21 protein-coding genes and 1 riboswitch are annotated in these 22,435 nt (G+C 68.8%); of the genes, 14 read left to right on the top strand and 7 right to left on the bottom strand.

Annotated features, from left to right (window positions below):
- The first annotated feature begins 113 nt into the window (after positions 1-113).
- The 4 genes from FGX59_RS10240 to FGX59_RS10225 all read left to right on the top strand — a co-directional run bounded on the left by FGX59_RS10240 (position 114) and on the right by FGX59_RS10225 (position 4,026).
- Positions 114-1,067 carry a hypothetical protein gene (locus tag FGX59_RS10240; RefSeq protein ID WP_138466437.1) on the top strand — a complete coding sequence of 318 codons (954 nt, stop codon included), beginning with the start codon at positions 114-116 and terminating at the stop codon, positions 1,065-1,067.
- A gap of 119 nt (positions 1,068-1,186) precedes the next feature.
- Positions 1,187-2,110, top strand: a complete 924-nt coding sequence (locus FGX59_RS10235) for an ABC transporter ATP-binding protein (protein WP_138466436.1) — start codon at positions 1,187-1,189, stop codon at positions 2,108-2,110.
- Positions 2,107-2,868 carry an ABC transporter permease gene (locus FGX59_RS10230; RefSeq protein WP_138466435.1) on the top strand — a complete coding sequence of 254 codons (762 nt, stop codon included), beginning with the start codon at positions 2,107-2,109 and terminating at the stop codon, positions 2,866-2,868. Before FGX59_RS10235 ends, FGX59_RS10230 begins: the two co-directional genes overlap by 4 nt.
- An 81-nt stretch (positions 2,869-2,949) precedes the next feature.
- Positions 2,950-4,026: a PLP-dependent cysteine synthase family protein gene (locus FGX59_RS10225; RefSeq protein ID WP_138466434.1), complete on the top strand. Its 1,077-nt coding sequence runs from the start codon at positions 2,950-2,952 to the stop codon at positions 4,024-4,026.
- A gap of 27 nt (positions 4,027-4,053) precedes the next feature.
- Here the strand turns inward: FGX59_RS10225 and FGX59_RS10220 are convergent, their stop codons facing one another.
- Both FGX59_RS10220 and FGX59_RS10215 read right to left on the bottom strand, forming a co-directional pair.
- Positions 4,054-4,404 (bottom strand): YigZ family protein, encoded by a 351-nt coding sequence (locus FGX59_RS10220; RefSeq protein ID WP_138466433.1) that lies wholly within the window; start codon positions 4,402-4,404, stop codon positions 4,054-4,056.
- Positions 4,405-4,445: 41 nt separating this feature from the next.
- The gene (locus FGX59_RS10215; RefSeq protein WP_138466538.1) at positions 4,446-5,282 is read right to left on the bottom strand and encodes an SDR family oxidoreductase; all 837 of its coding nucleotides are present in this window, start codon (positions 5,280-5,282) and stop codon (positions 4,446-4,448) included.
- A gap of 82 nt (positions 5,283-5,364) precedes the next feature.
- Here FGX59_RS10215 and FGX59_RS10210 point away from each other — a divergent pair, with 82 nt between their 5' ends.
- Positions 5,365-5,763 (top strand): helix-turn-helix domain-containing protein, encoded by a 399-nt coding sequence (locus FGX59_RS10210; RefSeq protein ID WP_138466432.1) that lies wholly within the window; start codon positions 5,365-5,367, stop codon positions 5,761-5,763.
- Between the two features lie 11 nt (positions 5,764-5,774).
- Positions 5,775-6,119: a multidrug efflux SMR transporter gene (locus FGX59_RS10205; RefSeq protein ID WP_240722365.1), complete on the top strand. Its 345-nt coding sequence runs from the start codon at positions 5,775-5,777 to the stop codon at positions 6,117-6,119.
- Here FGX59_RS10205 and FGX59_RS10200 read toward each other — a convergent pair.
- Entirely contained in the window at positions 6,102-6,563 is a 462-nt protein-coding gene (locus FGX59_RS10200) for an NUDIX hydrolase (protein WP_240722363.1), read from the bottom strand. The genes FGX59_RS10205 and FGX59_RS10200 overlap by 18 nt on opposite strands.
- Here FGX59_RS10200 and FGX59_RS10195 point away from each other — a divergent pair, their 5' ends adjacent.
- Positions 6,564-7,817 carry a DNA polymerase IV gene (locus FGX59_RS10195; RefSeq protein ID WP_138466431.1) on the top strand — a complete coding sequence of 418 codons (1,254 nt, stop codon included), beginning with the start codon at positions 6,564-6,566 and terminating at the stop codon, positions 7,815-7,817.
- Positions 7,818-7,930: 113 nt separating this feature from the next.
- A riboswitch (glycine riboswitch) is annotated at positions 7,931-8,017 on the top strand.
- Between the two features lie 142 nt (positions 8,018-8,159).
- Positions 8,160-9,413: a D-amino acid dehydrogenase gene (locus FGX59_RS10190; protein WP_138466430.1), complete on the top strand. Its 1,254-nt coding sequence runs from the start codon at positions 8,160-8,162 to the stop codon at positions 9,411-9,413.
- 15 nt (positions 9,414-9,428) lie between these two features.
- Here FGX59_RS10190 and FGX59_RS10185 read toward each other — a convergent pair whose 3' ends face one another.
- Positions 9,429-10,688, bottom strand: coding sequence for a DUF2254 domain-containing protein (locus FGX59_RS10185; protein ID WP_138466429.1), 1,260 nt, complete (start codon positions 10,686-10,688; stop codon positions 9,429-9,431).
- 122 nt (positions 10,689-10,810) lie between these two features.
- Here FGX59_RS10185 and FGX59_RS10180 point away from each other — a divergent pair, with 122 nt between their 5' ends.
- Together FGX59_RS10180 and FGX59_RS10175 are read left to right on the top strand one after the other, a co-directional pair.
- Positions 10,811-11,704, top strand: coding sequence for an SPFH domain-containing protein (locus FGX59_RS10180; protein ID WP_138466428.1), 894 nt, complete (start codon positions 10,811-10,813; stop codon positions 11,702-11,704).
- Positions 11,704-12,033, top strand: coding sequence for an NfeD family protein (locus FGX59_RS10175; protein WP_138466427.1), 330 nt, complete (start codon positions 11,704-11,706; stop codon positions 12,031-12,033). The genes FGX59_RS10180 and FGX59_RS10175 overlap by 1 nt, the downstream gene beginning before the upstream one ends.
- A gap of 252 nt (positions 12,034-12,285) precedes the next feature.
- On the opposite strand, the gene pyrF is transcribed toward FGX59_RS10175, so the two are convergent.
- On the bottom strand, positions 12,286-13,035 hold the full coding sequence (pyrF, locus tag FGX59_RS10170) for an orotidine-5'-phosphate decarboxylase (RefSeq protein WP_138466426.1): 750 nt from the start codon (positions 13,033-13,035) through the stop codon (positions 12,286-12,288).
- 87 nt (positions 13,036-13,122) lie between these two features.
- Positions 13,123-13,431 (bottom strand): hypothetical protein, encoded by a 309-nt coding sequence (locus tag FGX59_RS10165; RefSeq protein ID WP_138466425.1) that lies wholly within the window; start codon positions 13,429-13,431, stop codon positions 13,123-13,125.
- A 260-nt stretch (positions 13,432-13,691) separates the two neighbouring features.
- Here FGX59_RS10165 and clpB point away from each other — a divergent pair, with 260 nt between their 5' ends.
- The gene (gene clpB / locus FGX59_RS10160; RefSeq protein WP_138466424.1) at positions 13,692-16,307 is read left to right on the top strand and encodes an ATP-dependent chaperone ClpB; all 2,616 of its coding nucleotides are present in this window, start codon (positions 13,692-13,694) and stop codon (positions 16,305-16,307) included.
- A gap of 63 nt (positions 16,308-16,370) precedes the next feature.
- On the opposite strand, the gene FGX59_RS10155 is transcribed toward clpB, so the two are convergent.
- Entirely contained in the window at positions 16,371-17,936 is a 1,566-nt protein-coding gene (locus FGX59_RS10155) for a phospholipase D family protein (RefSeq protein WP_138466423.1), read from the bottom strand.
- Positions 17,937-18,096: 160 nt separating this feature from the next.
- Between FGX59_RS10155 and FGX59_RS10150 the strand changes: the two genes are divergently transcribed.
- From FGX59_RS10150 to FGX59_RS10140, 3 genes are all read left to right on the top strand, one after another.
- Positions 18,097-19,467, top strand: coding sequence for an LLM class flavin-dependent oxidoreductase (locus FGX59_RS10150; RefSeq protein ID WP_206078331.1), 1,371 nt, complete (start codon positions 18,097-18,099; stop codon positions 19,465-19,467).
- Positions 19,468-19,542: 75 nt separating this feature from the next.
- Positions 19,543-20,901 (top strand): FAD-binding oxidoreductase, encoded by a 1,359-nt coding sequence (locus tag FGX59_RS10145; RefSeq protein WP_138466422.1) that lies wholly within the window; start codon positions 19,543-19,545, stop codon positions 20,899-20,901.
- Between the two features lie 197 nt (positions 20,902-21,098).
- A complete protein-coding gene (locus tag FGX59_RS10140) occupies positions 21,099-22,361 on the top strand; it encodes a Na+/H+ antiporter NhaA (protein ID WP_138466421.1) in 1,263 nt (420 codons plus the stop codon).
- Positions 22,362-22,435 lie beyond the last annotated feature (74 nt).

Genomic DNA, 22,435 nt, shown 5'->3' with positions numbered 1-22,435 from the left:
ACGATTGCAAAGGGCTCCTTCGGGGGCCCTTTCCGCGTTCGGGGGCCCGTCGCGGGGCTGTCACATCCGCAGGCTAGGCAGCGCCATACGTTCCACCTGCCAGCGAGACCGACATGCTCCGTTCCCTGCTCCTCTCCGCCAGCCTCGCGGCCGCCGCGGGCGCCGCCCTGGCCGAGCCCTTCTCCTTCGTGCTCCTGGGCGACGCGCCCTATGGCAAGCCCGAGGAGGTCTATCCGCCCTTCCGCACCCTGATCGAGACGGTCAACAGCCGCGATCCGGCGCTGGTCATCCATATCGGCGACACCAAGTCGGGCAGCACCGAATGCTCCGACCGGATGCTCGACGAGCAGCTCGCCTTCCTGCGGAGCTTCGAGGCGCCGCTGCTCTACAGCCTCGGCGACAACGAATGGACCGACTGCCACCGCCATGCCGCGGGCGGCTACGACCCCGAAGAGCGGCTGGCCTATATCCGGCAGCACTACTTCGCCGATCCCTCCGCGAGCTTCGGCAAGGCAGGCGCCGCGGTCGAGAGCCAGGCGGCGCGCGGCTATCCCGAGAATGCCCGGCTGGAGAAGGACGGCATCCTCTTCGTCACCGCCCATGTGGTCGGGTCGAACAACAATTTCGAGCCGCGCGACATGGCGGCGGTCGAGGAATTCATGGCCCGCGACGCCGCCACCGCCGACTGGCTGGTCGAGAGCTTCGACAAGGGCCGGGACGCGAAGGCGATCGTCGTGGCGATCCAGGCCGACATGTTCGAGAGCGACTTCGGCCCGGCCTGGGATCCGGAGGGCTTCCTCGGCCAGTCGGGATTCGCGCATTTCGGCGAGACGCTGAAGACCCTGTCGAACCGCTTCGCCCGGCCGGTGCTGCTGGTCTATGGCGACAGCCATGTCTTCCGCATGTTCCGGCCCTTCCCGAAGACCGCGCCCTTCGTCATGGCGCTGGAGACCTTCGGCTCGGCCAACATGCATGCGGTCGAGGTCTCGGTGGACCCCGACGACGCCTTCCCCTTCTCGGTGCATCCGCTCCTGAACCCGGCCCGGCCCTTCGCCGCGCCCGAGTGAGGCCGAAGTCTGTGCATTCGTGCAGGGGGGCGCCGCAGGGCAAATGGCGTTCCCCCGCCCGGAAACCGGTTTTCCTTTCCGGCCGGCCGACATAGGTTGCCCGCCGAAGGGAGCCCCGAATGCCGATTGTTTCCGTACAGGACGTCACCAAGACCTATGCCACGGGCTTCCAGGCGCTCAAGGGCGTCAGCCTGGATATCGAAGAGGGCGAGATCCTCGCGCTGCTCGGACCCAACGGCGCGGGAAAGACGACGCTGATCTCCTCGATCTGCGGGATCACCCGGCCCAGCTCGGGGCGGATCCTGGTCGGCGGGCATGACGTCGTCACCGACTACCGCCGGGCGCGCAAGCTGATCGGGCTGGTGCCGCAGGAGCTGAACCTGGAGCCCTTCGCCCCGGTCGGTCCGGCCGTCGCCTTCTCGCGCGGGCTCTTCGGCATGCGCCGCGATCCGGCGAAGGTCGAGGAGGTGCTGCGCCAGCTCTCGCTCTGGGACAAGCGCAAGAACCGCATGCGCGAGCTGTCGGGCGGGATGAAGCGGCGGGTGCTGATCGCCAAGGCGCTGGCCCACGAGCCGCGGGTGCTGTTCCTCGACGAGCCGACCGCGGGCGTCGATGTCGAGCTGCGCCGCGACATGTGGAACGTGGTGGCCGAGCTGAAGAAGCAGGGCGTCACCATCATCCTGACCACCCATTACATCGAAGAGGCCGAGGCCATCGCCGACCGGATCGCCGTCATCAATGGCGGCCGCATCCTGCTGGTCGAGGACAAGGCGCGGCTGATGGCGCAGATGGGACGCAAGAACCTCAGCGTGCACCTGCGCGAGCCCGTGACCGAGCTGCCGGCCTGCCTCGACGGCTACGGGCTGGAGATCTGCAACGAGGGCCGCACGCTGAGCTATTCCTACGACACCAAGTCCGACGGCACCGGCATCACCCGGCTGCTGTCCGACCTGCACGACGCCGGCCTGTCGATGCGGGATCTGGACACGCGGCAGTCGAGCCTCGAGGACATCTTCGTCGACCTCGTGAAGGAGCACGCATGAGCCCGACCGCAATCTGGACCATGTACCTCTTCGAGATGAGCCGGTTCTTCCGCTCGCTCGTGCAGAGCCTGATCTCGCCGGTCATCTCGACCTCGCTCTATTTCGTGGTCTTCGGCGCCGCCATCGGCCGCAGCATCGAGGAGATGGACGGCATCCCCTACGGCGCCTTCATCGTGCCGGGGCTGGTGATGCTGTCGGTGATGACCCAGGCGGTGTCGAATGGCAGCTTCGGCATCTACTTCCCGAAATTCATGGGCACCATCTACGAGCAGCTCTCGGCGCCGGTGAGCTTCCTCGAGATCGTCATCGCCTATGCCGGGGCGGCCTCCACCAAGGCGCTGCTGATCGGGGTCATCATCCTGGGCACCTCGACCTTCTTCGTCGACCTGCACATCCAGCATCCGGCGATGGCGGCGGCCTTCCTGCTGCTGACCTGCATCAGCTTCTCGCTGATGGGCTTCATCATCGGCATCTGGGCGGAGAGCTTCGAGCAGCTCCAGCTGGTGCCGCTCCTGATCATCACGCCGCTCGTCTTCCTCGGCGGCAGCTTCTATTCCATTTCGCTGCTGCCGGGCATCTGGCACACGATCAGCCTCTTCAACCCGGTGGTCTACCTGGTCTCGGGCTTCCGCTGGTCCTTCTTCGGCACCGCCGAAGTGCCGGTCGGGCTCAGCCTGATGGCCATCGCCGCCTTCACCGCGCTCTGCCTGGTGGTGATCTGGCGGATCTTCCAGACCGGCTGGCGCATCCGCCAGTGAGGCCATGGCATGCCGGGTGCTGGGACTCGGCGCGCAACTCCGGCTAGACTGCGCTCAGCCGGACCATAAGGAGGACAGTCCATGGGCATCCGTCAGACCAAGGGGCGCGGCAGGCGCTACGACAGCGTGCTGGAGGCGGTCGGCGATACGCCGGCGATCCGCATCAACCGCATCGCGCCGGGCCATGTCACCGTCTATGTCAAATTCGAGGCCTTCAACCCGGGCGGCTCGGTCAAGGACCGCCTGGCGCTGAACATCATCGAGGCGGCCGAGCGCGAGGGCCGGCTGAAGCCCGGCCAGACCGTGGTGGAGGCGACCTCGGGCAATACCGGGATCGGCCTCGCGATGGTCTGCGCGGCCAAGGGCTATCCGCTGGTCGTCACCATGGCCGAGAGCTTCTCGGTCGAGCGGCGCAAGCTGATGCGCTTCCTCGGCGCCAAGGTCGTGCTGACCCCGAAGGAGCTGAAGGGCTACGGCATGTATACCAAGGCCAAGGAGCTGGCCGAGGCGAATGGCTGGTTCCTGGCCAGCCAGTTCGAGACCAAGGACAATGCCGATATCCACGAGGCGACCACCGCGCGCGAGATCATGGCGGATTTCGAGGGCGAGCGGCTGGACTACTTCGTCTCGGGCTACGGCACCGGCGGCACGGTCGCGGGCGTCGGCCGGGTGCTGCGCCGCGAGCGGCCGGAGACCAAGATCATCCTGACCGAGCCGGCCAATGCCGCGCTGGTCGGATCGGGCTACGTGAACACCCGCAATGCCGAGGGCCAGCCGACCGAGGGCCATCCCGCCTTCAACCCGCATCCGATTCAGGGCTGGACCCCGGATTTCATCCCGCTGGTGCTGCAGGAGGCGCTGGATGGCGGCTATTACGACGAGCTCCTTCCGGTGCCGGGACCCGAGGGCATCGCCTGGTCGCGGCGCCTGGCGGCCGAGGAGGGGATCTTCACCGGCATCTCCGGCGGCGCGACCTTCGCCGTGGCGATGAAGGTGGCCGAAACCGCGCCCCAGGGCTCGGTTATCCTGGCGATGCTGCCCGATACCGGCGAGCGCTATCTCTCCACGCCGCTCTTCGAGGGGATTGCCGAGGGCATGACCGAGGAAGAGCAGGCGCTGTCGGCATCGACCCCCTACGGGCAGATGGCGGCGGTGTGATCCCGGCAGTCCGGCCGTCCGGCCGGACTAGCCCAGAGCGTCCAGATAGGCCCGGACGGCCGTCTGGACATGGCGGAAGCGGTCGCCGCCCAGATGCTTGCCGCCGTACCAGCGCGTGACCACCACGATGTGGTCGCGCAGCTCCTCGCGCTCCAGCATGCGCAGGATGACCATCCCGGCGCCGCTTTCGCCGTCGTCGTTCTTCACCGGCCCGGCCTCGCCGAGATAGGCCCAGGTGTTGTGGGTGGCCTTGGCGAATTTCTTCTTCCGCTTGAGCTCCTTCAGGAAGGCCTGCGCCTCCGCGTCGGAGCGGCAGGGACCGCCCGAGACCGCGTATTTCGAGCCCCGGTCGGTCAGGATGTTGTCGAGCACCAGCATGGCGCCCGGGGTAGCCCTGCCGGGACGGCAGGGCAAGGGGCTCAGCCGAGGGCGAGCCTGACCGATTGCGCCAGCGTCGTGGTCGGCCGCGAGATCAGCTCGGAAAGCGTCTTGCCCTCGTCATGGAGCGCGCCCGCCGCCGCGGCGCCGTCGAAGCCCGCATAGGCCGCCGCGACCGGGGCGGGGAAGCCCGCGCCCTCGAGCACCTTGGCGTATTCCTCCACCGTCATGTTCACATAGGGGATCGTCTTGCCGGTCTGGGCCGACAGCTCGGCGGCCAGATCGGCGAGCGTGTAGGCGGCATCGCCCGACAGCTCGTAGGTCCTGCCCTCGTGGCCCGCGCCGGTCAGCACGACGGCCGCGGCTTCGGCGTAATCCGCCCGCGAGGCGGAGGAGATCCGGCCCTCGCCCGCCGCGCCGACGAAGGCGCCATGCTCCAGTGCGGCCGGAACCGAGGCCAGGTAGTTCTCGGTGTACCAGCCGTTGCGCAGGATGGTCACAGCCAGGCCGCTGTCCTTCAGCGCCGCTTCGGTGGCGACATGCTCGGGCGCGAGGCTCAGGGGCGAGCTGTCCGCGCGCAGGAGGCTGGTATAGACGATGCGCTTGACCCCGGCCTCTTTCGCCGCGGCGATCACCGCCTTGTGCTGGCGCTCGCGCTGGCCCAGCTCGCTGCCCGAGATCAGCATCAGCGTCTCGACCCCCGCCAGCGCGGCGGCATCGGGGCTGTCATAGTCGAAGGCCCTGGCCGGCACGCCCAGATCGGCGGCCTTCTGCGGCGAGCGGACCAGCGCCAGCAGATCGCCCGCGCCCTTCTCCTTCAGCTTCGCGACCAGGATGCGGCCCAGCTGGCCGGTGGCGCCTGTCACAGCAATCATGATGACCTCCTTCGTCATTGCGTCCACCGGCTCTACCGGCTATACGCACTTTTCGTAAGTACCCACAAAAATGTAAGCACCCATCATGGACGCACAGGACGCCGCCGCGCCGCGCACATCCCTTCTGGACAGCTACGAGCGCGGCAATGTCATGGCCGCCGCCTGTCCCAGCCGCGCGGTGCTCAGCCACATGACCAGCCGCTGGGGCGTGCTGGTGATGGTGGCGCTGCAGGAGGACACCCACCGCTTCAGCGCGCTGCGCCGCCGGATCGGCGGGATCAGCGAGCGGATGCTGGCGCAGACGCTGCAGAACCTGGAGGGCGACCGGCTGGTCCACCGCCATGCGCTGGATACGGTGCCGCCGCATGTCGAATACAGCCTGACGCCGCTCGGCCGCGAGGCGGCGGCGCATCTGGCCGCGCTGACCGGCTGGATCGAGGACAATCTTCCGCGTATCTCCGGGAGCGAGTCGGATCTGAGCTGAACGGAGCCCCCATGTTCTCGCCCACGCTGATGGCCTACGGGGCCCTCCTGATTGCGATCCTCTGCGAGATCGCGGCCACCTCGACGCTGCCCAGGACGCAGGAATTCACCCGGCTCTGGCCGAGCGTGGCGGTGGTCGCCGGGATCGGCTCGGCGCTCTACTTCCTGACGATCGCGCTGCGGGTGCTGCCGCTCGGCGTCGCCTATGCGGTCTGGAGCGGGGTCGGCATCACGCTGACTGCGATTCTCGGGCTGGTGCTCTACGGCCAGCGGCTGGACACGGCGGCGGTGATCGGCATCGGGCTGATCGTGGCGGGCTGCGTGGTCATGCAGGCCTTCTCATCTGTCGGCCATTGAGGTCAGGTAGTCCTCGAGCAGCGCCGCCAGATGCGGGATCCGCCGCGGATTGCGCAGGTAGTCCGCCGGTTCGATCAGCCGCCACAGCTGGCCCTCGTCGCCGAAGCGTATCGCCGCCTCGGTGCTGGCGGGCAGATGGGCGGCGAAGAACCAGTTGAGCCAGCCCTGCTCGTGGCCGCGATGGGCGGTGGCGTGGCGCAGGTCGGATGCCGAGAGGCGCAGGCCGAATTCCTCCTCGGTCTCGCGGAGCGCGGTCTCTTCCGGGGTCTCGCCCGGCTCGCGCCCGCCGCCGGGAAAGTCCCAGTGGTCGGGGAAGGGGATGCTCGGCAGGTCGTCGCGCAGATAGACCAGCAGCCGCCCGCCGATGAACAGTGCCAGCTTCGATCCCGAGAAGCTCGCACGCGCCTCCTGTTCGGTTTCGCCGCCCCGCATTATACTCGACATATGCCATCCCTCTGCCGCGACTGCCTGACCCAATTCGAGACCGGATCGCGCTGCCCCTCCTGCCGCGGGCCGCGGGTGATCTCGCATCCCGAACTGTGGGACCTGTCCATAGCCCATATGGACTGCGACGCCTTCTACGCCAGCGTGGAAAAGCGCGATCACCCCGAATTGCGCGACCGCCCGCTCATTGTCGGCGGCGGGCGCCGCGGCGTGGTCTCCACCGCCTGCTACATCGCCCGGATAAAGGGCGTCCGCTCGGCCATGCCGATGTTCCAGGCGCTGAAGCTCTGCCCCGACGCGGTGGTGGTGAAGGGGCGGATGCAGGTCTATGTCGAGGTCAGCCGTCAGATCCGCGCGCTGATGGAGGAGATGACCCCGGCGATCGAGCCGCTGTCGCTGGACGAGGCCTTCCTCGATCTCGGCGGCACGGCGCGGCTGCACGGCCGCCCGCCCGCGGTGATGCTGGCGCGGCTGGTCAAGCGGATGGAGACCGAGATCGGCGTTTCGGGCTCGATCGGGCTGAGCCACAACAAGTTCCTCGCCAAGGTCGCGAGCGATCTCGACAAGCCGCGGGGCTTTGCCGTGATCGGCCGGGCGGAGACGGCGGAGTTCCTGCGCGACCGCCCCGTGGGCATGATCTGGGGCGTCGGCCAGGCCGGGCAGGCGGCGCTCCATGCCGCCGGGATCCGCACGATCTCGGACCTTTTGCGCTGGGACCAGAAGGAGCTGGTCTCGCGCTTCGGCTCGATGGGGCAGCGGCTCTACCATCTGGCGCGCGGCGAGGACACGCGGCGGGTGACGCGCGACGCGGCGGTCAAGTCGATCTCCAGCGAGACGACCTTCAACGAGGATACCGGCGACCGCGAGGTGATGGACGGCCATATCTGGCGCATGGCCGAGAAGGTCGCCGACCGCGCCAAGGCCAAGGACCGCGCCGGGCGGGTGGTGCTCTTGAAGCTGAAGCGGGCGGATTTCACCCAGATCACCCGCCGCCACGCGCTGCGCGAGCCGACCCAGATGGCCGACGTGATCTACCGCGCCGCGCGCGAGCTCTTCGCGCAGGTCGCCGAGCCCGGGCCCTGGCGGCTGCTCGGCGTCGGCATCGCCGAGATCGTGCCCGCCGAGAGGGCGGATCTGAGCGGCGACCTGCTCGACCCGGAATCGTCCCGCCGCGCCGCTGCCGAGCGCGCGACCGACGCGATCCGGGCGCGGTTCGGCGCCGAGGCGATCATGAAGGGCCGCAGCCTGCGCTGATACGCGATGCTGCATATGCAATGCTGCAGATGCGTGAAATTTCCGCGTCCTGCGAACGCAAACCTGTCGCAAAAAATTTGGCAGGTGTCGCAAATCACGCTATACATGAGGATATAGCCCAGCCGGGAGAGCGCGGATAGACCGCCGCCGAAGGAGCAATCGCCCCGAAAACTCTCAGGCACCCGGACCGGCTGGGGGTCAGAACTCCGAAGAGCGGCAAGCGCCCACCGAAGGAGCAAGCCCGCGGCCGGACGAACCGGCACGGGTGAATCTCTCAGGTCCCATACGGAGGGGGTCTAGGCGTCGGCCGCAGGCTGCGCGAACCCTGAGGACCTATTGACTATGCATATTGCCGTTCTGGGCGCCGGGATTACCGGCATCACCACCGCTTTCCAGCTTCACGACCGCGGTTTCGAGGTCACGGTCATCGACCGGCAGCGCTATGCCGGGATGGAGACGTCCTTTGCCAATGGCGGCCAGCTCTCGGCCTCCAACGGCGAGGTCTGGAACTCCTGGGCCACTGTCTTCAAGGGCCTGAAATGGATGCTGAAAGCGGATGCGCCGCTTCTGGTGAACCCGAAGCCGAGCTGGCACAAGCTGTCCTGGATGGGCGAGTTCCTGGCCAATATCCCGCATTACAAGGCCAACACGATCCAGACCGCGCGCATGGCCCAGGCGGCCCGCGGCGTCTTCGTCGAGATGGCCGAGAAGGCGGGGATCGACTTCAACCACGAACCGGCCGGGATCGTCCATTTCTACCGCAAGGAAAAGGACCTGGCCTCGGCCCGCAAGGTCAACGCGCTCTATGCCGAGGCCGGGCTCGACCGCAAGGAGCTGAGCCCCGCCGAGGTCTTCGCCCATGTCCCGCAGCTGAAGACCGACGTGGTCGGCGGCTTCTGGACCGAGAGCGACACGACCGGCGACATCCACAAGTACACCTACGGCCTGGCGGAATGGCTGAAGGGGCAGGGCGTGCATTTCCAGATGGGCCGCGAGATCGGCGCCGCCAAGGCGGCCGATGACGCGGTGGAGATCCAGATCGGCGAGGACACGCACCGCTTTGACGGCGTCGTCGTGGCGGCCGGGGTCGGCTCGCGCAAGCTGGCGCAGGGCTTCGGCGACCGGGTCAACATCTATCCGGTGAAGGGCTACTCGATCACGGTCGAGATGGACGACGCGGCCAGCCAGGCGGCGGCGCCCTGGGCCTCGCTGCTGGACGACGCGGCCAAGATCGTGACCTCGCGCCTCGGCGCCGACCGGTTCCGCGTGGCGGGCACGGCCGAGTTCAACGGCGAGAACCGCGACATCCGCGCCGACCGCATCCGGCCGCTGGTGCAATGGGTGGAGGAATACTTCCCCGGGGTCTCGACCGAGCGCTGCATCCCCTGGGCGGGCCTGCGCCCGATGATGCCCAACATGATGCCGCGCGTCGGCAAGGGCCGCCATCCGCGGGTGTTCTACAACACCGGCCACGGCCATCTGGGCTGGACGCTTTCGGGCGTCACCGCCGAAATGGTCGGCCAGACCGTCTCGGACAGCCTGCGGGCCAATGCGCCGCGCGGACAGTTCGGCGCAGAGCTTGCCGCTGCCGAGTAGAACGGGCGCCTGCGCTCATCCGGTCGGGGAGAGATCCCCGACCTCGTGATTCTCGGGGCGCAGCGCCTGCGCCTCCTCGACCAGCACCCTCAGCTGCCGTTCCACCGCCGCGCGGCGCGGCCCCGGCGCCAGCCGGTCGCGGAGCCGCTGGAGCAGCCCGTGGGCATGGCGCGACACCATCGGGTCGGGCGCCACATAGGGCCGCGTATCGGCATGCGCCGCCTCCAGCACCGTGACGAAGCCCAGGAACTGCGCCGGATCGCACAGCCCCTCCGCCGAGGCCGGATCGGCCGGGCCCCGGTCGGCCAGCAGGTGCAGCGCGGCATGCAGCCAGTTGAGGCAGTTCATCGCCGTCACCGGGTCGTTCACCCCGGGCGACAGCGCGCGGGCGATGATCTCGACCAGCTGCTGCACGATGAAAAGCGGGTTCTGCGCCTCGGTCCGCCCGGGCCCGACGGCGAAGCAGGCGCGCAGCCGCGACAGCGCGCGCGCGTCCAGCGGCTCGGGGCTCGCCACCGTCAGCACCGGCACATGCGGTCCGGTGAACTGCCCCGGCGCCGCGTCGAGCCGCAGCGTCCAGCCATGCTCCTCCGCCAGCTTGCGCAGCCCGGGCGCGTCGAGCGCCTGCAGGTAGCCGGTCTCCTCCAGCGCGACCGTCTCGCTGCGCCCGGAGATGCCGGGGGCGGGGCCGGGACCGGCCTGGGGCAGGGCGTCGATCGCCGCCATCAGCCGCCGTCCGAGCGCGGCGGAGACATTTTCCAGCGAAATGATCTCGGGGATGTGGTGGACGAAGTAGATCATCACCCCGACCGAGACGAAGGCCAGCCCCAGCGAGACCGAGAGCGACAGCGCCGGCAGCCAGGCGAAGCCGTCCTCGCCGTCCTGCACGCCGCGCAGGATGGTCAGCGAGAAGACGAAGGTCGACAGCAGCACGCCGAGCGAGACCTGCACGCCGCGGTCCTGCATGAAATTGCCGATCAGCCGGGGGCCGAAATTCGACGAGGCGAAGCTGACCGCCACCATGGTCATCGAGAACATCACCCCGGCGGCGCCGATCGCCGCGGATGCGATCACGCCGAGCACCGAGCGCGCGGCCCCGGCATCGGTCTCGAAAAGCACGGCCGGCATCCAGCCGGTGACGCCCTGGCGGTCGAGCCATTCGCAGAGCACGGCCAGCCCCAGCGCGGCCGCCGCCATGGCGGAGGGAATGAACCAGTAGCTGTGGCGGATGTCGATGAGCAGTTTCCGCAGGATTGCGGGCAGGAACTTGGTCATGAAAAAAGCATCTCCCGGGGGCAGGATCAACGCGCGGATGGCGCCAAGGGTTCCCGCGCACCCTTGCGCCCGTCCCGCAGATTGCTCATTTAACTGGCAGGTTTGAAAGAGGACATTTCCGCATGCAGGACTTCATGCAACTCACCGGCCTGACCGGCTCGGGGCTCCTGGCGATCGCGCTGGCGGTCTTCATCCTGCTCTGCCTGTTCCTGGGCGTGCGGATCGTGCCGCAGTCGCAGCAATACGTGGTGGAGCGCTTCGGCCGGCTGCGGGTGGTGCTCGGCCCCGGGCTGAACCTGATCGTGCCCTTCCTCGACAGCGTGGCGCACAAGGTCTCGGTGCTCGAGCGGCAGCTTCCCCCGGCCAGCCAGGACGCGATCACCGCCGACAACGTGCTGGTTCAGGTGGAATCGAGCGTCTTCTACCGCATCACCGAGCCCGAGCGGACGGTCTACCGGATCCGCGACATAGACGGGGCGATCTCGACCACCGTGGCGGGGATCGTGCGCGCCGAGATCGGCCAGATGGAGCTTGACGAGGTGCAGGCCAACCGCGCGCGGCTGATCGCGACGATCAAGGCCTCGGTGGCGGATGCGGTGAATGACTGGGGGATCGAGGTGACGCGGGTCGAGATCCTCGATGTCGAGCTCGACCGGGCGACCCGCGACGCGATGCTCCAGCAGCTCAATGCCGAGCGGGCGCGGCGGGCGCAGGTGACCGAGGCCGAGGGCCGCAAGCGCGCGGTGGAGCTGCAGGCGGATGCCGAGCTCTACGCCGCGCGCCAGCGTGCCGAGGCGCGCCGGGTGGAGGCCGAGGCCGAGGCCTATGCGACCAAGGCGGTGGCCGAGGCGATCGCCGAGACCGGGCTGTCGGCGGCGCAGTACCAGGTGGCGCTGAAGCAGGTCGAGGCGCTGAAATCGCTGGGCAGCGGGCAGGGGCAGCAGACGGTGATCGTGCCGGCCGCCGCGCTCGAGGCCTTCGGCGACGCGTTCAAGATGCTGAAGGGGCGCGGCTGATGGCAGGCGACGGCTGGATCTGGCTTCTGGCGGCGGTGGTGCTCGGCATCGGCGAGGTGCTGCTGCCGGGCTACGTGCTGCTGGGCTTCGCCATCGGCGCCGGCGCTATGGGGGTCGTGCTGATGGCCGGAGGGCCGCTGGCGGCCTTCCTGGCGGGCTCGGTCCCGGCGCTGGCCCTCGGCTTCGCGCTGGTCTCGCTCGGCGCCTGGATGGCGCTGCGCCGCTGGGCCGGGGGCCGCGCAGCCCGGGGCAAGCGGATCGACTACGACGTGAACGAGAAGCTGCCGGGCGACCAGGAGAACGGCGGGGAGAGCGGCGAGGGCCGCTGACCTTCCAGCAGGATGGCGGCCAGCCGCCGGAGTGCTCAGGCGCGCTGGCGCGCGCGGTCCGGGGACGTGCCGGGCCATCGGCGGTGGTGCCGGGACGAGATGCGCGCCGCTGCCGGGTGAAGGCATCGGGCGTGGTCCTCCAAAGGAATGCCGGAAGCTCCTGCCGCGGAGCCCGGGCCGCCGTCTGCCGGGCCGGGTCCGGCAGGGAAGACGCATGACCGGCCGCGTCTTCCGGAGTGCCGCCTTCCGGGCTCAGCCGCGGTTGGGGCGCTCGGCCTGAGGGCTGGAGAGCTCGGCCAGGATCGCCTGGGCCGCGGCGCGGGGATCGGGGGCCTTCCAGACCGGGCGGCCGACCACGACGTGGTCCGCGCCCGCCGCGATCGCCTCGGCCGGGGTCATCACCCGCTTCTGGTCGCCCAGATCGGCGCCGGCCGGGCGCACGCCCGGGGTGACGATCAGCTTGCCCTCGGCTTCGGGCAGGCCGCGGATCAGCGCGGCTTCCTGCGGCGAGGAGATCACCCCGTCCGCACCGGCCGCCAGCGCGCGGGCGGCGCGTTCCAGCACCAGCTCCTCGATCGGGCCGTCCTGCATCAGCGCGTCGTCGAGATCGCCGCGGTCGAGCGAGGTCAGGATCGTCACGGCGAGGATCTTCGTCTGCGACCCGGCCGCGCCCTCCTTGGCGGCGCGCACCACATGCGGATCGCCATGCACGGTCAGGAAGTCCAGGTCGAACTGCGCCAGGCCGCGCACGGCGGCTTCCACCGTCGCGCCGATGTCGAAGAGCTTCATGTCGAGGAAGATGCGCTTGCCGTGCTCCTGCTTGAGCTCGTTGGCCAGCGCGAGGCCGCCGCCGGTCAGCATGCCGAGGCCGATCTTGTAGAAGCCGACATCCGGGCCGAGCTTGCCGGCGAGCTCAAGCCCGGCCACCGCGTTGGGCACGTCGAGCGCGACGATCAGGCGGTCATCGGTCTGCGGGCGGGTGGCGGTCTCGGTCTCGGTCATGGGCATCTCCTTGGGCTGCCCCGGACTAGCTTGCACGCCGGATTGCATCAAGGGGCTTGGTCCCGGGGGCCGCTCGGGACAGGGCGCTCAGGCGGCGGCGGCGCCGTCCGGGCCGCTGGAATTGCCGACGGCCTCGAAGCAGAATTTCTCCATCCGGATCGACGCGTTCAGCATCAGCTGCGCCTCCGCGCGCAGCCGCGGCAGCATCCCGCCGCTGCCGCCTTCCGGGACGGTGAGGGTCAGGTTCCGCGCGGTCAGCCCGTCGGGCCCCTGCAGGATCAGGCTCACATCCGCCTCCAGAAGCCCGGGGGCGGTCTGGCGCAGGGTGCGGATCTCCAGATCCAGCAATTCGGGCGCCGCGTCTTGCAGCGGCAAGGTCGGAGAAACGTCTGCCATGAAGATACCTATCTGAACACACGTTTAACGTGTGGGCATCCTGCCCATTTTTCAACTTTTGATTCAAGCTTGCGGCGGGGACTCGCGGATTTTTGCTCATTTGAGGCATATTTTACCTCCTGCGCGGGCGCGCATTTTTCTGCGGCCGGTATCTTGAGAAGCCTTCGCCGCCTGCCCATCTCTTGCGCAGAGGCCCTGCAGGGTCCCGTGCCGCATGTCGGGCGGGCAACATAAGGGCGCTTAGGGAAAGGAGAATATCCATGAACCTTGAGAAGTTCACGGAACGGTCGCGCGGGTTCCTCCAGGCCGCCCAGACCATCGCGATGCGCGAAAACCACCAGAAGCTGGCGCCCGAGCATTTGCTCAAGGCGCTGCTCGATGACGAGGAGGGTCTTGCCGCAAATCTGATCAAGCGGGCCGGCGGCGCGCCGGACCGGGTGCGCGAGTCGGTCGATCAGGCGCTGGGGCGCATCCCCGCCGTCACCGGCGATGCCGGGCAGGTCTACATGGACCCGCAGCTGGGCCGCGTGCTCGACGAGGCCGAGAAGATCGCGGGCAAGGCGGGCGACAGCTTCGTGCCGGTGGAACGCATCCTCACGGCACTGGCCGTGGTGCGCTCGAAGGCCAAGGAAGCGCTGGAGGCCGGTGCCGTCAGCGCGCAGAAGCTGAACGAGGCGATCAACGACCTGCGCAAGGGCCGCACGGCCGACAGCGCGTCGGCCGAGGACACCTATGAAGCGCTGAAGAAATACGCCCGCGACCTGACCGAGGCGGCGCGCGACGGCAAGATCGACCCGATCATCGGCCGCGACGAGGAAATCCGCCGCGCCATGCAGGTGCTGAGCCGCCGCACCAAGAACAACCCGGTGCTGATCGGCGAGCCGGGCGTCGGCAAGACCGCGATCGCGGAAGGCCTGGCGCTCAGGATCGTCAATGGCGACGTGCCCGAGAGCCTGAAGAACAAGACGCTGATGGCGCTCGACATGGGCTCGCTGATCGCCGGCGCGAAATACCGCGGCGAGTTCGAGGAGCGGCTGAAGTCGATCCTGTCGGAAATCACCGCCGCTGCGGGCGAGATCATCCTGTTCATCGACGAGATGCACACGCTGGTCGGCGCGGGCAAGGCCGATGGCGCGATGGATGCCTCGAACTTGCTGAAACCCGCGCTGGCGCGCGGCGAGCTGCACTGCGTCGGCGCGACCACGCTCGACGAGTACCGCAAGCATGTCGAGAAGGACGCGGCGCTGGCCCGGCGCTTCCAGCCGGTCATGGTGCAGGAGCCGACGGTGGAGGACACGATCTCCATCCTGCGCGGCATCAAGGAGAAATACGAGCTGCACCACGGCGTGCGGATCTCCGACAGCGCGCTGGTCTCGGCCGCGACGCTCTCGCACCGCTACATCACCGACCGCTTCCTGCCGGACAAGGCCATCGACCTGATGGACGAGGCCGCCAGCCGGCTGCGCATGGAAGTCGACTCGAAACCCGAGGAGCTCGACGCGCTCGACCGCCAGATCCTGCAGCTGCAGATCGAGGCCGAAGCGCTGAAGAAGGAGGATGACCAGGCCTCCGTCGACCGTCTCGAAAAGCTCGAGCAGGAGCTCGCCGAGCTGCAGGAGCGGTCCGCCGAGATGACCGCGCAATGGCAGGCCGAGCGCGACAAGCTCGCGGCCGCGCGCGACATCAAGGAAGAGCTGGAACAGGCGCGGGCGGAACTCGACCAGGCCAAGCGGTCGGGCGATTTCGCCAAGGCGGGCGAGCTGCAATACGGCCGCATCCCCGATCTGGAGAAACGCCTTGCCGCGGCCGAGGAGGCCGAGGACGAGGTGATGGTCGAGGAGGCCGTGCGGCCCGAGCAGATCGCCGAGGTGGTCGAGCGCTGGACCGGCATCCCGATGTCGAAGATGCTGGAAGGCGAGCGCGAGAAGCTCCTGCGCATGGAAGACGAGATCGGCAAGCGGGTCATCGGCCAGCGGACGGCGGTCCGTGCGGTGTCGAACGCGGTGCGCCGGGCGCGCGCCGGGCTCAACGACGAGAACCGGCCGCTGGGCTCGTTCCTCATGCTCGGCCCGACCGGCGTCGGCAAGACGGAACTCACCAAGGCCCTGGCCGAGTTCCTGTTCGACGACGACAGCGCCATGGTCCGGATCGACATGTCCGAGTTCATGGAGAAGCACGCGGTCTCCCGCCTGATCGGCGCCCCTCCGGGCTATGTCGGCTATGACGAAGGCGGCGTGCTGACCGAAGCCGTGCGGCGCCGGCCCTACCAGGTCGTGCTGTTCGACGAGGTCGAGAAGGCGCATCCGGACGTGTTCAACGTCCTTCTGCAGGTGCTCGATGACGGGCAGCTGACGGACGGGCAGGGCCGGACGGTCGACTTCAAGCAGACGCTGATCGTGCTGACCTCGAACCTCGGCGCGCAGGCGCTGTCGATGCTTCCCGACGGGGCGGATGCCTCGGAGGCGAAACGCGACGTGATGGATGCGGTGCGGGCGCATTTCCGCCCCGAATTCCTCAACCGCCTCGACGAGACGATCATCTTCGACCGGCTGGGCCGGGCGGACATGGACGGCATCGTCGACATCCAGCTGCGCCGTCTGGCCAAGCGCCTGGCGGGCCGCAAGGTCTCGCTGGAGCTCGACGCGGAGGCCAAGACCTGGCTGGCCGACGAGGGCTACGATCCGGTCTTCGGCGCACGTCCGCTGAAGCGGGTGATCCAGCGCGCGCTGCAGGATCCGCTGGCCGAGATGCTGCTGGCGGGCGACGTCAAGGACGGCGCGGTGATCCCGGTCTCGGCCGGGACGGACGGGCTGATCGTCGGCGACCGCGTCAGCAGCTCGAACCGGCCGAAACCGGACGATGCCGTGGTCCACTGAGGACTGCAACTGCCGGAAGCGAGGGCGCGGAGGGAGACCTCCGCGCCTTTTTCCGTTCCGGGATCAGAGCTGCCCGCCGATCGGCAGGATGCCGTAGACGCGGCTCTTGAAGCTGCGCCAGGAGGAGTCCGCGGGCTCGCTCTGGCGGACGAGGATCTTGCCGTCCTGGCTGTGGTCCAGCCATTCGATCTGCCCGTCCGTGCCCAGCCGCAGCTGGTAGGCATTGCGCTGCAGCCCCTCCTGGAACTGGCGCACCGCCTCCGACGCGATCCGGGGCGAGGAGATCAGCACGCCCATCTCGGTATTCAGCCTGACCGAGCGCGGATCCCAGTTGAAGGAGCCGACGAAAAGATAGCGGCGGTCGATGGCGAAGGCCTTGGTGTGCAGCGAGGACAGCGACTGGCCGAGCCCCAGCCGCGCGCGGTCCGGGCGCGGCCCGTCGGCCTTCAGCTCCCAGAGCTGGATCCCGGCCTCCAGCATCTCCTTCCGGTCGCGCGAATAGTGGCTGTAGACCGGCAGCACGTCGGTGGAATCCATCGAATTGGTCAGCACCGTCACCTTCACCCCGCGTTCCGACAGCCCGGAGAGCAGCTCCACCCCGGCCGCGCGCGGCACGAAATAGGCGGAGGCGACGAACAGGTCCTCCTGCGCGTTCTTCACATGCGGCAGCAGCCGCTCGGCCAGCAGCCCGCCTTCGGGCGCCGCGCCGCCGGATTTCTCCACCGGGTCGGCCACCACCTCGACCGGCACCCAGTCCAGCGCCAGCCGGTCCTGGCGGAACGCGTCCCGCGTCGCCTCGATCAGCGCATTGCCGTATTCCGTCCCCCCGGCCTTCACGGCCAGCCGGGCCAGCGTCTCGCGCGCATCGTCGAGGCTCAGCAGGTCGGCATTGCGGGCCACCGCGCCGACCGGCACCGCATGCTCGCTGTTCCAGTAGCTGTCGAAGACCGTCGAGACCTCACTGGCCACCGGCCCCGCGCCCAGCAGGTCGAGATCGTTGTAGTTGCTCTGCGAGCGGGCGGCGAAGTACTCGTCGCCGATATTGCGCCCGCCGACGATGGTGACGACATCGTCGAAGGTCATCGACTTGTTGTGCATGCGCCGGTTGATTCGGTCGAATTCGAAGGCCGAGGCCAGCATCTTGCCCGGGCCGCGGCGGAACGGGTTGTAGAGCCGGATCTCGATATTGGGATGGCGGTCGAGCGCGGCGGTCATCGCGTCATAGCCCGAGGTGTCCATGTCGTCGATCAGCAGCCGCACCCGCACGCCGCGATCCGCCGCCTGCAGCAGGTGCCAGGCAAAGAGATGCCCCGCCGTGTCGTCATGCAGAAGGTAGTACTGCGCGTCGATCGAGCGTTCCGCCCGGTCCGCCAGCAAGAGCCGCAGCGCCAGCGACTCGGGGCCGTCGGGCAGCAGGCGGATGCCCGACAGCCCCTTCCCGGGATCGCCGAGCGCGCGGGCCTGCCCGGCCAGGAAGGTCTTGCCGGTATCGGGAAGGACATGGGACTCCGTCTTCGGATAGTCCTCCGCCCAGGGCGCGCAGGCCCCGATGAGCAGCGCCAGAACCGCTGCCAGTCCGAGCCTGCCGCCGCGCCGCTGCGGTCCCGTGCCGCCAAACCCTCTGCCCATCCCGCTCTGTCCTCCCGTCTGTGCCGGGAAAGTCTAGCGCAGCTGCAGAACCGCACAAGATGCGCCGGCCGGGCGTGACTGTTTAGGAAACCTAAACCGGAATGCAGCTCCGCGCGGCTTGTCGAGGCGGATGGGGCAGGCATACTGACCCGGACAGGACATGCGCGAGGACATCATGGCACGCACCGACAAGCTCCGGCTGGGCACTTTCGTCTACACCTTCGGCTTCCACCCGGCGGCCTGGCTGCATCCCGACTCGGACGTGAACGGCGCCAACGACATCAGGCACCTGGCCGAGGTCGCCAGGATCTCCGAGGCGGGCAAGCTCGATTTCATGTTCTTCGCCGACAGCCCCGCCGCCGCGGTCGGCCATCCCGAGGCGCTGGCCCGCCAGCCCACCAAGATGAACCGCTTCGAGCCGATCACCGCGATCACCGCGCTGTCCATGGTGACCGAGAAGCTCGGCTTCGTCGCCACCGCCTCGACCAGCTACTACGAGCCCTACAACATCGCCCGGCTCTATGCCTCCGCCGACCATATCTCGGGCGGGCGGGTCTGCTGGAACGTGGTCACCTCGGACCATGACGAAACGGGGTACAACTACAACCGCCAGGGGCTCGACCCGCATGCCGACCGCTATGACCGCGGCGAGGAGTTCCTCGACGTGGTCTTCGGCCTCTGGGACAGCTGGGAGGACGACGCGCTGCTGCTCGACCGCGAGGCCGGCATGTACCACGACCCGGCGAAGCTGCACCAGCTCGACCACATGGGCGCGCATTTCCAGGTGCGCGGCCCGCTGAACATCGCGCGCACGCCGCAGGGGCGGCCCGTCATCGCCCAGGCCGGCGGGTCCGAGCGCGGCCGCGAGCTGGCGGCGCGCACCGCCGAGATCGCCTTCTCGCTGGCCTCGAACATCGAGAAGAACGCCGCCTTCTACAAGGACGTGAAATCCCGGATGGCGAAATACGGCCGCGATCCGAAGGACCTGAAGATCATGCCGGGGATCGTCATCAATACCGGCGAGACCCGCCAGGAGGCCGAGGCCCGCGCCCAGGAGATGGTCGACCTGATGCATCCCGAGGTCGGCCTGCTGATGCTGCAGGAATTCCTGGAGACCGACCTGCACGGCGCCGACCTGGATGCGCCCTTCCCGATGGAGCGGATGCCCGAAAGGCCCAAGGGCTCGGTCGCGATGTTCCAGGAGGTGAAGGACTTCGTCGAGCAGGGCCATACGCTGCGCGAGCTGGTGACGCATTACGCCCGCCAGCACACCGGCAACGGCCTCACCGGCAGCTACATGGAGGTCGCGGATTTCATGCAGGAATGGTTCGAGGCCGAGGCCGCGGACGGCTTCATCCTGATGTTCCCGACGCTCCCGGCCTCGCTGAAGGACTTCACCCGGCTGGTGGTCCCCGAGCTGCAGCGCCGCGGGCTCTTCCGCGAGGAATACGAGGCCGACACGCTGCGCGGCAATCTCGGGCTGAGCTGGCCGGTCAACCGCCATGCCGCCGCGCGCGAGGCGGCGGAGTAGCTTTCCCTCCGCTGCCGGTCTACACGGTCCCGCGGCGGGCTTGACCCGCCGCCTCTTCCTGCCCGGAGCCCTGCGATGTCCCATCCCGCCCTTGACGCCCTCACCGCCCGTTTCGGCGCCCGGATCGAGACCGGCCAGGCGATCCGCGACCAGCACGGGGCGGGCGACAGCTGGCATGCCGCCGCCCCGCCCGAGGCGGTGCTCTTCGCCGAGACGACCGGAGATGTCTCCGAAGCGCTGGCGATCTGCCATGCCCACCGCTTTCCGGTGATCGCCTTCGGCCACGGCTCCTCGATCGAGGGGCAGACCCAGGCCGTGCAGGGCGGGCTCTCGCTCGACCTGACGCGGATGACCAGGGTTCTGCGGGTCTCGGCCCCCGACATGGACGCCACTGTCGAGGCCGGCTGCACGCGGCAGGAGCTGAACGAATACCTGCGCGACACCGGGCTCTTCCTGCCGATCGACGTGGGCGCCCATGCCACGATGGGCGGGCTCGCCTCGACCCGCGCCTCGGGGACGATGACGGTGCGCCATGGCACGATGCGCGACCGGGTGCTGGGCCTGACCGTGGTCATGGCCGATGGCGAGGTGATCCATACCGGCGGGCGGGCGCGGAAATCCTCCTCGGGCTACGACCTGACCGGGCTCTTCGTCGGCGCCGAGGGCACGCTGGGCATCATCACCGAGGTGACGCTGCGCCTGGCCGGTATCCCCGAGGCGGCGAAGGCCGGGCTCTACAGCTTCGCCGAGATCGCCGAGGCGACCGAGACGGTGGTCGAGGCGCTGCAATGCGGGCTCTGCCTGAACCGGATCGAGCTGCTCGACGCGCTGCAGATGCAGGCGATCAACGCCTATAACGGCACGGACCACCCCGAGACCGCGACGCTGATGATCGACATGGCCGGCAGTCCGGAGCAGGTGGCCGCCGATCTGGAGACCTTCGGCGCGCTGGCCGAGGGCCATGGCGCGGCGCTCGCCCCCTGCGAGAGCCCGGAGGCGTACAATGCGCTCTGGACGCTGCGCCACTCGGCGCTCTATTCGGCCCGCGCCCTGCGTCCGGGTGCCAAGAGCCTGTCCACTGATGTCTGCGTTCCGGTCTCGGCCCTGCCAGCCGTGATCGCGCAGATCCAGGCCGAAATCGCGGCGGCCGGTGTCGTGGCACCGCTGCACGGCCATGTCGGCGACGGCAATTTCCACCTGGTGATGCTGTTTGACGGCCCCGAAGAGCAGGAGGTCGTGCGCGGCCTCCACTCCCGGCTGATCGCCATGGCGCTCGAGGCCGGGGGCACCGCCACGGGCGAGCATGGCGTCGGACTGGGCAAGAAGCTCTACATGCAGGCAGAACATGGTCAGGCCCTTGGCATCATGCGCAAAATCAAGGCGGCGCTTGATCCCGGGGGGATCCTGAATCCGGGCAAGATCTTCGACCTCTGACCGCCTTTCCGCCGCCTCTGCGGTTGCGGCCCTGCACCTCATGGCCGCAGTGCAGCAAGGCGTGGCATCGCGGTCCCGCCCGGCCCCGGATCCCCGGATCCGGGCACGGGCGGAAGCCGGAAGCACGGAGAGGACCGGTCTTGAACCAGAAACTTGCGCCGCCTAGGCTCGCCTCAACGTACCGGTGGGAGACGATCATGTACCGTGTCTGGGGCTTCATCAGCGAATATTCCCTGCTGCTCATCAGCGGGGCGCTGATCGCGCTCGTCTGGGTGAATGTGGCGCCGCACAGCTATCATGACTTCGTCGAATTCGTGATCGCCGACAATTTCTTCATCGGCCACCCGCATCTGGATGCCGAGGGCCACGTCCACCGCACGCTGACGCTGCACTACCTGATCAACGACGTGCTGATGGCGCTGTTCTTCGCCATCGCCGCCAAGGAAGTCTGGGAGGCGGTGATCCTGCAGAACGGCTCGCTGCGCGGCAAGAAGGCGGCGACGCCGCTTTTCGCCACCGCGGGCGGCATGGCCGGGCCGGTGCTGGTCTATCTGGGCCTGGCGGCCGTGATGGGCTCCGAGACCTTCGACGCGGTCTCGCGCGGCTGGGCGATCCCGACCGCGACCGATATCGCCTTCTCCTACCTGGTCGGCCGGATCGTCTTCGGCGCGGGCCATCCGGCGGTGCGGTTCCTGCTGCTCCTGGCGATTGCCGACGACGCCGCGGGTCTGATCATCCTGGCGGTCTTCTACCCCACGAGCGAGCTGGCGCTGGAATGGCTGCTGCTCTCCTTCGGCGCCTCCGCGGCGGTGTTCCTCGTCTTCAACGAGCTGCCGCGGCGGCTCGACCGCGGCGACCAGCTGCGGCTCTATTCCTCCTGGGTGCGGCAGAAGCTGAGCTTCTGGCCCTATGCCGTGGCCGGCTGCCTCAGCTGGTACGGCTTCCAGCAGGCCGGGCTGCACCCGGCGCTGGGCCTTCTGCCGGTCGTGCCGGCAATCCCCCATGCCGACCGCGCCTTCGGCTTCTTCGCCGCTGCCGAGAGCCATCTGCACGACCTGCTCAACGACATGGAGCACGCGCTGAAATACCCGGTCGAGGTGGTGCTGTTCTTCTTCGGCCTGGTCAATGCCGGGGTGGAGCTGAACGCGGTCGGCCCGGCGACGGTGCTGGTCTTCCTGGGGCTGATCGTCGGCAAGCCGCTGGGCGTGGCCGCTTTCGGCTGGGCGGCGGCGCGGCCGCTGGGGCTGGGCCTGCCCGAGGGGATGCGCATCATCGACCTGACGGTGATCGGCTGCGTCTCGGCGATCGGCTTCACCGTCTCGCTCTTCATCGCCACCGTGGCCTTCGAGCCGGGGGTGGTGCAGGACGCCGCCAAGATGGGCGCGCTGCTGAGCTTCGCCGCCGCCGCGCTGGCGATCATCGCCGGGCGCGTGACCCGGGTCCAGCGCCGCGAGGGCTGAGCGCGCGGCGCGGCAGGCGGGCGTTAAGCCCGTCTTCAGCGCGGGGCTGCTAGACCGTCTCCCGGGCCCGGGCG

The sequence above is a fragment of the Poseidonocella sp. HB161398 genome (assembly GCF_005870025.1).
Taxonomy (GTDB): Bacteria; Pseudomonadota; Alphaproteobacteria; order Rhodobacterales; family Rhodobacteraceae; genus Mangrovicoccus.
Note: the sequence above shows the minus strand (reverse complement) of the source record. Positions and strands in the feature narration are given on the sequence as shown.